9 protein-coding genes are annotated in these 12,018 nt (G+C 63.0%); 5 read left to right on the forward strand and 4 right to left on the reverse strand.

Annotated features, from left to right (window positions below):
* Positions 1-89: 89 nt before the first annotated feature.
* The 4 genes from AC07VH_RS15340 to AC07VH_RS15355 all read left to right on the forward strand — a co-directional run bounded on the left by AC07VH_RS15340 (position 90) and on the right by AC07VH_RS15355 (position 3,292).
* On the forward strand, positions 90-1,085 hold the full coding sequence (locus AC07VH_RS15340; protein ID WP_494788383.1) for an extracellular catalytic domain type 1 short-chain-length polyhydroxyalkanoate depolymerase: 996 nt from the start codon (positions 90-92) through the stop codon (positions 1,083-1,085).
* A gap of 74 nt (positions 1,086-1,159) precedes the next feature.
* Positions 1,160-2,023 carry a hypothetical protein gene (locus AC07VH_RS15345; protein WP_494788382.1) on the forward strand — a complete coding sequence of 288 codons (864 nt, stop codon included), beginning with the start codon at positions 1,160-1,162 and terminating at the stop codon, positions 2,021-2,023.
* A 142-nt stretch (positions 2,024-2,165) separates the two neighbouring features.
* Positions 2,166-2,813, forward strand: a complete 648-nt coding sequence (locus tag AC07VH_RS15350; RefSeq protein WP_494788381.1) for a hypothetical protein — start codon at positions 2,166-2,168, stop codon at positions 2,811-2,813.
* A gap of 38 nt (positions 2,814-2,851) precedes the next feature.
* On the forward strand, positions 2,852-3,292 hold the full coding sequence (locus tag AC07VH_RS15355) for a DUF695 domain-containing protein (RefSeq protein ID WP_070282412.1): 441 nt from the start codon (positions 2,852-2,854) through the stop codon (positions 3,290-3,292).
* Positions 3,293-3,409: 117 nt separating this feature from the next.
* Here AC07VH_RS15355 and bla read toward each other — a convergent pair whose 3' ends face one another.
* A complete protein-coding gene (bla, locus tag AC07VH_RS15360) occupies positions 3,410-4,303 on the reverse strand; it encodes a class A beta-lactamase (protein WP_494788380.1) in 894 nt (297 codons plus the stop codon).
* Entirely contained in the window at positions 4,296-6,971 is a 2,676-nt protein-coding gene (locus AC07VH_RS15365) for a hybrid sensor histidine kinase/response regulator (RefSeq protein WP_494788379.1), read from the reverse strand. Before AC07VH_RS15365 ends, bla begins: the two co-directional genes overlap by 8 nt.
* A gap of 515 nt (positions 6,972-7,486) precedes the next feature.
* On the opposite strand from AC07VH_RS15365, the gene AC07VH_RS15370 reads away from it, so the two are divergent.
* Positions 7,487-9,718 carry a TonB-dependent receptor gene (locus AC07VH_RS15370; protein ID WP_494788378.1) on the forward strand — a complete coding sequence of 744 codons (2,232 nt, stop codon included), beginning with the start codon at positions 7,487-7,489 and terminating at the stop codon, positions 9,716-9,718.
* Between the two features lie 192 nt (positions 9,719-9,910).
* Here AC07VH_RS15370 and gluQRS read toward each other — a convergent pair whose 3' ends face one another.
* Both gluQRS and AC07VH_RS15380 read right to left on the reverse strand, forming a co-directional pair.
* A complete protein-coding gene (gene gluQRS / locus AC07VH_RS15375) occupies positions 9,911-10,837 on the reverse strand; it encodes a tRNA glutamyl-Q(34) synthetase GluQRS (protein ID WP_494788377.1) in 927 nt (308 codons plus the stop codon).
* A 317-nt stretch (positions 10,838-11,154) separates the two neighbouring features.
* A complete protein-coding gene (locus AC07VH_RS15380) occupies positions 11,155-11,967 on the reverse strand; it encodes an outer envelope protein (protein ID WP_326458616.1) in 813 nt (270 codons plus the stop codon).
* Between the last annotated feature and the right edge of the window lie 51 nt (positions 11,968-12,018).

The following is a 12,018-nucleotide window of genomic DNA, read 5'->3' on the forward strand; positions in this document are numbered from 1 at the left end:
GGCCTCGCCGGCCGGAAGTGCCGGCTTGACGGGCGTCAAGCCGGGTCGTTGTCGCTGTTTTCGTCGTGAATAATAATCAGGAGACTGGCATGGCAAATCTGCATCAGCAACTGCGTCATTTATTTTCTGCACTGATCGCCGCCTGCGGCTTGCTGGCCGCGCTGCCGGCTTCTGCTGGGCAGTGGGACTTCGGCCTGTACGCGAGCCTGTGGGGTTCGCGCGAATACCAGGTCTGGCTACCGAGCAATTACAATCCGAACACGCCGCTGCCCGTGGTGCTGATGCTGCACGGCTGCGGTTCGGAACCGAACAGCATGGCTGCCGTCAGCCGCTACAACCAGCTGGCCGACAGTGAAAACTTCATCGTCGTCTACCCGCGCCAGAACGTCACGGCCAATCCCATGCGCTGCTGGAATTTCATGTTGCCCTTGAACCAGGAGCGGGGCACGGGCGAGCCGGCCGTGCTGATGGGCATCTTGAACAAGGTCAAGAATAACTACGCGGTGCAGGACAGCCGCGTGTACGTGACGGGCATCTCGGCCGGCGGCGCCATGGCGTCCATCATGGCCGCTTGTTATTCGGACGTGTTCGCCGCCGTGATGGTGCATTCGGGCGGCATGTACAAGGGCGCCACAGGCCTCGTCACGGCCGCCGACTCGCTGTTCAACGGCAGCTCGTTCGACCCGAAAGTGCGCGGCAAGGATGCCTGGCGCTGCTCCGGTTCGCCGCGCCGGCTGATGCCGACGATGGTGTTCCACGGCACTTCCGACATCGTCGTCAACCCCGTCAACGGCGAACAGACCATCGAACAATTCCTGCAGACCAGCGATTACGGCGACGATGGCCTCGACAATGATAGCGTGCGCTATCGTGCCGACAGCATCGTGCGCCAGACCGTGCCGTACGGCCGCAGCTATTCCATCGACACCTACCTGCACAACGGCGCCGTCATCGCGCAAAAGTACACGGTCGAGGGCATGAACCACGCGTGGAGCGGCGGTCCTCCCGGCTGGCCATTCAGCGACGAGCTGGGCCCGGATGCCACCGTGATCAGCTGGAATTTCTTCAAGAATTACCAGCGCTGATGCTGTAAGGAACTAGCAGCTTGTACAATGGGGCGCAGCGATTGCGCCCCATTTTTATGCCTGTGAAAGATCCCATGCCTGCTTGCCGTTTGCTGTCCTGTCTTGCCGCCGTACTGCTGTCCGCTTGCGCCGGCACCGGCCCGTCCGCGCCATCGGCGGCCGGCCTGCAAGCGTTCGAGCGTGCCGCCCAGCAAGACAGCATGCGCAGCGAGTGCGACTGGAACGTGCGTTATGCGCCCGTCGCGCCACAGGACGCCAGCGTGGCGCAACTGCAGGCCATTGCCACGGCACGCCTGGCGGCCCTGCAACTGGCGCCCGCCTGGACCTTGTCCATGCCCGGCAGCGCGGCGCACGCCTTTACGGAGTCGGAGCAGGACCGTGCCGGGCTGCAATTGCTGCTCAGCATCGTCCTGCCTGCCATGGAGCGCTACCCGGCCGGCGTCTTCGCGCGCACGGGCTTGCGCCACGTCGTGCTGGTGAAGGACTTGAGCGTGGACGGCCAGCGCCGCCTGGCCATGCCGGCGCCGGACATTGACAGCGTCGTCTACGCCGACAACCTGCTGGCCGCACTGTGTCCATCCGGCATGGAATTGCGCGTGCACCACGAGTATTACCACTTCATCGAATACCGCCTGTTCAACGATTTCTATTACCGCGACCCCGCCTGGCTGGCCTTGAACCCGCCCGGCATGGCCTATGGCCAGGGCGGCGCCACGGCCTACGGCAAGGGTTTCCAGAACCTGGGCCACCCGCAGCCCGGGCTGGTGAGCCTGTACGCCGCCTACGGCCCCGAGGAAGACAAGGCGGAAGTGTTCGGCTGGATGATGGCGCCCGCATATGCGTTGCGGCTGGAACAGTGGACGGCGTTTGATCCAGCCTTGCTGGCGAAGCGGCAATTGTTGATGGATGTATTGAGCAGCAAGACAGATTCTTACTAAATATCAAGTCTGTTTCGCCTTTGCCACCTTGCGCACGTCCTGACGGCCGTCCGCCTGGCATTTCCTGGTAACTATATAATCGGCGCTTGGGCGATACCCGCCCCTGAACGTCGATTGAAGGAATGCCATGCCAGGATATTTCATGCGCTCTGCAGCGCTCTTTACCGTATCGGCCGCGTGCCTCTCTGCCAGTGCCGCCGAGGCGGTGGCGGTGGATGCGCAGCAGCGCGCGTCCTTGCTGGATTTTTATGCGCAGCAATATCCGGGCGAACCGGCCACGCGCACCGTGTTCGAGAGCGTGCCCGTGGTCGGTGGCCGCGGCAGCGAAGTGGTGGGCAGCGTGGAAGCGCCGCCGTATCGCGGCCATGGCGTGCTGTGCCGGACGCAGCGCACCAAGTTCGTGCTGCACGGCGAAGGCAAGCAGGCGCGCTGGCAGGAGGCGGGCATGGAGTATTACGCCTGGCTCGACCGTGGCACTTGCCGCGCGGTGGCCGAACCCGTGCGCATGCTGCAACGGCTTCCCGATGTGGAACTGGAAGGCGTGTTGCTGTACCAGAAGCCGCTGCTGGAGCGGGCGCGATTATTGATGGCGGGTAACACAGCCTGCGCCCCATTGCGCGCGCTGAAGTTTACGCTGGCAGCCGTCGACGTGGGCGCCGCCGCACCGCGTGCCGAAGAGCGCTACGCGCTGGTGTTCAAGAGCGACCGCGACAGCTACGCCCGCGTCTGGCTGCGCAAGAGCGGTGCCCAATATGACGCCTGGAATGTGACTTGCCCGCCAGTGCTGTAAGCTGCGCTCCCTCGATTTATTTTTTGACTGTTGCAACCATGAACGAAAATTCCACTTCCGCCCGCAGCTGGGGCACCATCGTCACGCATAGCGACGAGATGGCCATCATCTACCGCTATGTCGACGCCTTCCATGACGACTGGGACCTGTCGTCGCAGCCGGACCGCATCATCATCGCCTGGCGTTACGAAGACGAGACGGGCATGCCCGCGCCGAATGAGCGCGAGCACATGGAAGAGCTGGAAGCGGCGCTGGCGCCCGTGGTGGAAGAAGACGGCTTCGCCACCCTGGCGCTCGTGTCGACGGGCGAAAACTTGCGCGAATGGATTTATTACACGCAGTCGGGCGAAGAATTCTTCAACCGCCTGAACACGGCGCTGGCGCCGCGTCCAAAGTTCCCGATTGAAATCCGCAGCGCGGCCGACCCCGCCTGGTCCACGTACGCGGGTTTCATGGCCGCACTGCCCCCAACGACCTGATAAACCCTGCTGCGCGTCGTGATCTGCCGCCTGCGATGCTCACTGTGCTAAAGCACAGTTCCGCTCTCGACGACAGCTCCCTTCCGCTCGCGACGGTTTTATCAGGGTTGGATCTAATTAGGCCAACGCGGCCGTCGCGATACGCGTGGCGGCCGTGATGATGTCCTGATTCGTGTCCGCGTTTTTCTGTTCGCGCGTGTAGTACACAGCGATGAGCAGCGGCGCGCCGCTGGGCGGGTAGGCCACACCGATGTCGTTGACGCTGCCGTAGGCGCCCGAGCCCGTTTTATCCGCCACCTGCCAGCCGGCAGGCACGCCGGCGCGGATGCGCTTGTCGCCCGTCGTGTTGCCGCGCATCCAGACGTCCAGTTGCTGGCGCTGCAGCGCCGGCAAACTATTTCCCAATAATAATTGCTGCAAGCTGTGCGCCATCGACGCGGGGCTGGCCGTGTCGCGCACTTCGCCGGGAATGGCGCTGTTGAGTTCCGTTTCCCAGCGTTCCAGCTGGAATACCGTGTTGCCGATGCTGCGCGCAAACGCCGTCACGGCTTGCGGCCCGCCCAATAATGTCATCAGGAAATTGGCCGCGCTATTGTCGCTGTACTGCAAGGTGGCGGCGCACAGCTCGGCCACGCGCATGCCGTCGGCCAGATGCTTTTCCGTGATGGGCGAATAGGTGACCAGTTCCTTTTTTTCGTAACGCACGTGCTGGTCCAGCAAGCCCGGCTGGCTGACGCTGCGGGCCAGCACGGCGCCCGCCAGCATGGCCTTGAAGGTGCTGGCCAGGGGAAAGCGTTCATCGGCGCGGTAGGCCACGCGCAGTTCGCTGCCCTGGCGCCAGGCGGCAACGCCGAGGCGTCCGCCGGCGGCCTCTTCCAGCGCGGCCAGCTGCGTGTGGGCGGCGGCGATGCCGGTGGCGGGCGCGGCAAACAGCAGCGGCGTTGGGCACAGCAGGGCGACGCCGCTGGCCAGCAGGAGGTGGCGGCGGACGTGGTTCGGGGAGTCAGTCATGGTCTGTAGGTATTTTGGGAGTGGAAAGGGTAGCCAGCAGTTCGCCGATGGCGAGCAGGTTGGCCGGTTTGGTCAGATGGTGGTCGAAGCCGGCCGCGCTCGACTGGCTGCGGTCGTTTTCGGCACCCCAGCCCGTCAATGCGACGAGCACGACGCTGGCGCCGGCCGGTATCCGGCGCAGCGCGCGCGCCACTTCGTAGCCGTTCATGCCGGGCAAGCCGATGTCGAGGAAGATGACGTCAGGCAAGAATTGCGGCGCCACGGCCAGCGCCTGGGCGCCATCGTGGGCCACTTGCGTGGCATGGCCCATCATGTCGAGCACGGCCGCCAGGGTATCGGCCGCATCGACGTTGTCGTCGACCACCAGCACGCGGAAATGGCGGGCGCTGGCCACGGGCGCGGGCGCATCCGGTGCGGCGGGGGCTGTGGCTTTCTCGTTCAGCAGCGGCAGGCGCACGGTAAATGTGCTGCCCAGGCCGGCACCGGGACTGGCCGCCGTGGCGCTGCCGCCATGCAGCTCGGCCAGGCGCCGCACCAGCGACAGGCCGATGCCCAGGCCGCCCTGGGCGCGGCCCATGTTTTGTCCCACCTGGGTAAACATGTCGAAGACGGTGGCGATCGATTCGGCGGGGATGCCCACGCCGCTGTCCCTGACTTCGATCAAGACCTCGTTGCCATCGCGTACCGCGCGCAAGGCGATGTGGCCGCCGGCCGGCGTGTACTTGGCGGCGTTGTTGAGCAAATTGCCCAGCACTTGCGCCAGCCGCGTGGGGTCGGCCTCGAGTGGCAGCGCCTGCTCGTCGAGCACCACTTGCAACTGGTGGCGGCTCGCTTCGATCAGCGGCGTGCTCGTTTCCACGGCGCTGGCGATGATGGTTTTCAAGTCCGCGCGTTCGAGCTTGAGTTCGATCTGGCCCCGCGTGATGCGGGCCACGTCCAGCAAGTCGTTGACCAGGTGCACCATCTGATTGACTTGCCGCTCCATCACATCGCGTACGCGTGATACGGTGGCGGGCTTGTCGGCGGCCAGGCGCATGATTTGCAAGCCGTTGCGGATCGGTGCCAGCGGGTTGCGCAGTTCGTGCGCCAGGGTGGCGAGGAATTCCGTCTTGCGCCGGTCCATCTCGGACAGGTTGTCGGCCAGCTGGCGCAGCTGCTGTTCCGAGCGCTTGCGTTCGCTGATGTCGCTGAACAGCACCGTCAGCAGGCGGCTGCCGGGGCCGCCCAGGCGCGCCGCAAAAACTTCGAACCAGCGCTCCATGGCCACGGCTTCGTTTTCGTAGCGCACGGGCTCGCCCGTCTTGACGACCTGGTCGTACAGGTCGAACCAGTGCTGGTCGTGGTCGGGAACAAAACTGCGGATGGTCTTGCCGATGGCATTGTCGAGGCCCGATTGCTTGACGAAGGCGGCGTTGCCTTCCAGGTAGCGGAAGTCCACGGGACGACCTTGCTCGTCGTACAGCATTTCAATGACGCAGAAGGCCTGGTCCATCAGCTCGATCAGGGTGCGGTAGCGTTCCTCGCTGCGCCGCAGCGCATCTTCCACTTGTTTCTGGCGCGTGATGTCGAGCAGCACGCCAGGAAATTGCAAGGGCGTGCCATCGGGCGCGTATTCCGCGCGGCCCCGCGCGATGACCGAGCGGTACTGGCCATCGCCGGCAGCGACGCGGTAGCTGGCCTCGAACGGCGCGTGCGCCTGCAGCGCCTGGGCAATCTGCGCGCTGACTTGCTCGCGGTCATCGGGATGGATGATGTCCAGGTAGCGCGCCAGCGGCGGCGCCGTGGGCGCGTCGGCATTGACGGGGAACAAGCGCGCCATATTACTGTCGGCCGTGACGCGGTCGGCAACGATGTCCCAGTTCCAGGTGGCCACTTCGCCGGCCGCCAGGGTCAGGCGCAGGGTTTCCTCGTTTTGCTTGCTGGCCGTCAGGTCGAGCGAGATGCCGGACAGGGCGATCACATTGCCGGCGCCGTCGCTGGCGCAGGTCCCGCGCATGTGCGCCCAGTGCAGCGAACTGTCGGGCCAGCGCACGCGGATATCGATCTCGAAATCGCTGGCGCTGGCGATGGCCGCGTGCACCACCGTTTGCCACTGCTGCAGGTCGCCGTCGAGCATGGCGCCCGTCAGCTGCGCGTAATCGATGTGGCTGGCAGGCGGCAAGCCCAGGTTGGCCTTGAAGGCGTCGGAGCAAGCCATGCTGCCGCTGCCCAGGTCGATCTCCCACGTGCCCATGCGGCCGCCCTGCATGGCCAGGCGCAGCCGCTGTTCCGTCTGCCGTTGTTGCGTCACGTCGCAATGCGAGCCCAGCCATTCAACGATGCTGCCGTCGGGCGCCAGCACGGGCAGCATGCGCACGAGCATATTGCGGTAGCTGCCGCTGACGTGGCGCAGCCGGTATTCCGCTTCGAACACGCTCGTCAGATGTGACGGCATGACGTAAGGCAAGTTGCGGTCGTCAGGATGCAGGGCATTGAGCCAGCCGCGGCCCAGCAGTTCGGCCTCGCTCTGGCCCGTGAAGGCGCGCCAGGAGGGCTGGTCGGCATCGAACTGGCCGAAGGTTTTCGTGCTCCAGACGATGTCGCAATGGGCACCCAGCAGCATATGCGCGGCCTGCGCGGCGGCGGGGGAGGAAATGATGTCGTGGCTGTGCTGGCTCGGTTCTGGCATGGATAAGGTCGGCAATGGTACTGCGCGCCGCCGCTGCACTGGGATGTGGCAGCACGGCAAGGTCAAGTATGGCGATATTACAGTCAAATACCGGCCGGAGCCTGTCTTGCAGGCAGCATTTTGCCGCCGCGGCGCAATGGCGGCGCCAGGGCCGGAAAATGGATAAAACAGCAAGCTCCTGAGCGTATTGTGGCTGAATAACCACTAGTCAGGCTTTTATGTTGGTGAATAAATATTTTACATAACAATATTCTTGCAGCGCATAAGCCGCTTGAATTAAATTGGCGCCTTACTCAAAAGTTGGTGTTCATCAGACATCCCAGAGATGCGGCCGGAACCGCTGTCAACTTGAGTGACAGACAGGACAGAGCCAGTGACGCCGAGAGCGGGGGAACATCCGCTCGCGCTGCTGCACCGTGATGGTGCAAACGATCGTCCAGCGCCGTAAATAACCCGGAGACAGGTTGCAAGAAAGACAGATTTCGTAATTCTTTTTTAAACTTCTGGGAAACCACATGATCAAGATGTCCAAGATGCACAAGCGTTTGTGCGCCAAAAGCGCTGCTATGCTGGCACTGTCCGCTGCCTTGCCTATCGGCTCGGCTTATGCTGATGAAGTCGCTGTTGATACGACCCCTGCTGCCAGCCAGCTGGAAACCGTGACCGTGACGGCACAGCGCCGCAAGGAAAATATCCGCGACGTGCCCGTCTCCGTGTCGCTGCTGCGCGACGAGAAGCTCGACGTGCTCGTATCCAGCGGCCAGGATATCCGTGTGCTGGCCGGCAAAGTGCCGAGCCTGAACGTGGAATCGTCGAATGGCCGCACCTTCCCCCGCTTCTACATCCGCGGCTACGGCAATACCGACTTCAACATCTTTGCATCGCAACCTGTTTCCCTGATTTACGACGATGTCGTGCAAGAAAATCCTATCCTCAAGGGTTATCCGATTTTCGACGTGGCTGGCGTGGAAGTGCTGCGCGGCCCGCAAGGTACCTTGTTCGGCCGCAATACGCCGGCCGGCGTGGTCAAGTTCGAATCCGTCAAGCCGAAGCTGGACAAGGTTGAAGGCTATTACAACGTTTCCGCCGCCACGCACAACACGACCAACTTCGACGGCGCCGTCAACGTGCCGCTGAGCAAAGAATGGGCGCTGCGCTTCTCGACCCTGCGCCAGCACCGCGACGATTACGTCGACAACACGTTTACGGGCCAGAAAGATGCGCTGGACGGCTACAACGAACATGCGGAACGCGTGCAATTGCTGTACGCACCGAACACCACGTTCAACGCCCTGTTCAATGTGCACCAGCGCAACACCACGGGCAGCGCGCGCGTCTTCTACGCCAACATGATCAAGCAGGGCACGAACGATATCGTTGACGGTTTCGACCCGAACAAGTCGTTTACGAATGCGCCGAATTTCCAGCGCCTGCGCACCAACGGCGCCAGCGCCCGCCTGAGCTGGGACCTGGACGGTATTAAACTGTATTCGATCACCGGCTTTGAGCAGGTCGGCAATTACGTGTCGCATGGCGACATCGACGGCGGCACGCCGACGGGCCCCGGCTTCATTCCTTTCCAGGTTGAAACGGCCGGCGGCATCACCAGCGTGAAGCAATACTCGCAGGAATTCCGCGCCGAATCGAAAAATGCCGGTCCCCTGAACTGGCAGGCAGGCGTGTACTACTTCAATGAAAACGCCAACGGTTTCACTGACAACTTCGATACCAGCACGCACGTGCTGACCACGCACCTGGCCAGCCGCCAGAAGAACTCGGCCTGGGCCACCTTCGGTTCCGTCAACTACGCCGTCAACGATGACTTCATGTTGCGCGCCGGTTTGCGCTACACCAAGGACAAGAAGGATTTCGACACGGTGGAAGCGACCAACATCGTGCAGGTCAACCCGACCAGCGCCGATGTCAGCAAAGCCAAGGTCAACTGGGACTTGAGCGGCACCTATAAATACAACAAGGACGTGAACTTCTACGCGCGTATCGCCACCGGTTTCCGCGCGCCAAGTATCGCCCCGGCCAGCACCAGCGTGCCCGTCACCGTGGCCGATGCGGAAACCATCACCTCGTACGAAGCGGGCATCAAGGCCGACCTGTTCAACCGCCGCGCCCGCGTCGCGTTCAGCGTGTATGACTACCAGGTGAAAAACCAGCAGCTGACGGTGGTGGGCGGCACGTCGAACATCACGCGCCTGATCAATGCCGCCAAGACGAACGGTCGCGGCGCCGAGCTGGAATTGGAAGGTTTTGTCACGCCGAGCCTGAAGATGTCCCTGGGCGGCAGCTATAACTTTACGGAAATCAAGGACCCGAGCCTGTCGATCGCTACCTGCGCGCAGACGCGTTGCAGCGTGACGGACCCGCTGACCACCGGCAACCGCGCCATCATCGACGGCAATCCATTGCCGCAAGCGCCGAAGTGGACGATCACCGCCACGGGCCGCTATTCGATCCCGATGGAAAACGGCGAATTCTTCGTCTTCACGGATTGGGCTTACCGCAGCAAGATCAATTTCTTCCTGTATGAGGCAACCGAGTTCACCGGCAAGCCGATGGTCGAAGGCGGCTTGCGCGTGGGTTACACCTGGGATGCCGGCAAGTATGAAGTGGCCGCATTCGGCCGCAACATCACCGACACCCAGCGTATCACGGGCGCCATCGACTTCAACAACCGCACGGGCTTCATCAATGAGCCGCGTCAATTTGGTGTGCAGTTCAAAGGCAACTTCTAAGAACACATAAGCAAACCTGCTGCGCGTCGTGATTTGCGGCCTGTGATGCTCACTGTGCTAAAGCACAGCTGCGCTTCTTGGCCGCAACTCACCGCCGCTCGCTACGGTTTTCTTAAGTGTTCGGTTCCAGGCGCCGGCCATGTGCTGGCGCCTGCATTGCTACCCGCCCGGCTCGCGCCGCGGCGGGTTTTTTTATGCGTGCCCGGGAAGGCGCGCCAGCCGCTGCGCCCAGGCGGGCACGGCTTGCCGCCAGAAGTCTTCCACATCGTCGGCGCGCACGTCGAGCCCGAGGAAACGGGCGGCCGGAAGCAGTGCCGATGCCAGCAGTTCTGCCGCATCGGTGCCCGTATCGAAGGCGAGGGCGCCCGTCTGTTTCGACAGTTTCTCGCCGCTGTCATTGTTGACGACAGGCACGTGCAAAAAGCCGGGATGGGGCAAGCCCAGCACGTCCTGCAGATACAGCTGGCGCGGCGTGGAATCGAGCAGATCCGCCCCGCGCACCACCTGCGTGATGCCCTGCGCGCCATCGTCGACCACCACGGCCAGCTGATACGCCCAAAAGCCGTCACCGCGCAGCACGATGAAGTCGCCCACCTCGCTGGCCAGGTCTTGCCGTTGCGGACCAGCCCAGCGGTCGGCAAAGCCGTACACGGCTTGCGGCCCCTGCGGCACGCGCAACCGCCAGGCCCGCGCCGCCTTGCCCGGTGCCAAACCATGGCGGCAGGTGCCCGGATACACTGCGGCGCCGCCCTTGGGCGCACCCGCCTGCAGCACCGAATCCTGGATCTCCTTGCGCGAACAGCCGCACGCATACACGAGCCCATCATCCTGCAACTGTTTCAGCGCCGCCTCGTACAGCGGCAGCCTGCGGCTCTGCCACGTCGCCTCGCCATCCCAGTACATGCCGCAGCGCCGCAGGCTGGCCAGGATACCCAGATCGGCACCCTCGACATTGCGGTCATAGTCGAGGTCCTCGATGCGCAACAGCCACGTGCCCTGATGCACCTTGGCATCGAGATAACTGGCCATGGCGGCAACGAGCGAGCCCATGTGCAGGGGACCGGAGGGGGAGGGGGCGAAGCGGCCGATGTAGGGGGCGGTGGGGGTGACAATATTCATTCGTGCTGGCAAACGTGACTACAAGGTAGTCTGCGCTTGTGTAGTTGGTACAGATGAGAACAAGTATCGGGGAGGGCGCGAGGCCTGTCAAATCGTGTGGGGTGGCAGGTGATGCCACGCACCTGCAATGTGATCCCGTCTTGCGACATGCACGGGATGGACGTGATTGGATCGTAGCGTAAGGTGTTCGAGCGACCGGGTGAGCGGTATGTTAGATGATTCGCAAGCCCTTGTTCCACGGTCGCGCTCTCCGCCAGCAGGAAAGCTTCATGCTGGCATCAGGCGCGACGGTGGGTGTTGATGCGTGACAATGATTCTTAGAAATGATACTCCGCGCGTATCATCGGCGTCTTCGCCGTCTGGCCCACGTTGCCCGTGGTGGCGGGCGAGTTGCCGAACTTGTTCTTCCAGTACTGGTATTCCAGGCCCACGCGGAAGGTGTTCTTGGCGCTGCCCAGGGCTGCGCCCACGTCGTACATCACTTGCATGTCGATATTCGTTTCCACCGCCGTGTCGCGCCCCACTTCATCCTTGCCTTTCGAGTCGATGAGGTTGAAGAAACCTTCGAACGAGAACAGCGGCGACAATGGGATGGCCCAGGCGCCCGTCAGCATGGCGTGGGTTTTATACGTGTAGCGGCCCGTTACTTGCGAGATGGGCGGGAAGGCGCCGCTGGGAGCATTGCTTTCGCGCAGCAACAGCAGGCTGGTGTTGAAGAAGCCGGGCACGTCCCACATCAGGGTGGGGCCGGCCACCAGCATGCGCTTGCGCGAGTTGTAGCCGACGTCATTCTTCGTGTTGACGTCGAAGCCCAGGGTCACGCCGACGCCGCGCACGGGGCCGAACTTGATGTCGCTGCCGCGCACCTTGCCGATGTCGATGGTGTTGCGGTACACCAGGTACGCCTCTTGCGCGCCGGACGTCTTGCCCAGTGCGCCAGGGTCCTTGCTGTCGGAGATCAGGAAGTCCAGGTTGACGAAGTTGCTGCCGTATTTGTAGCCGCTGGCGTGCGTGATGGCAAAGATATTTTTCTTGATGTCGTCCGGATTGAACGGTTCGCGGTAATCATTGCCGGCGCGCCAGCTCAGCGCGGTATCGCTCCATTCGGCAGCCTGGGCGGTCGCGCCCACGCCCAGAGTGGTGGTGAGGCAGAGCAACAGACACGGTATGGTTTTTGGCAC

The sequence above is a fragment of the Janthinobacterium sp. GW821-FHT03C10 genome (genome assembly GCF_059420865.1).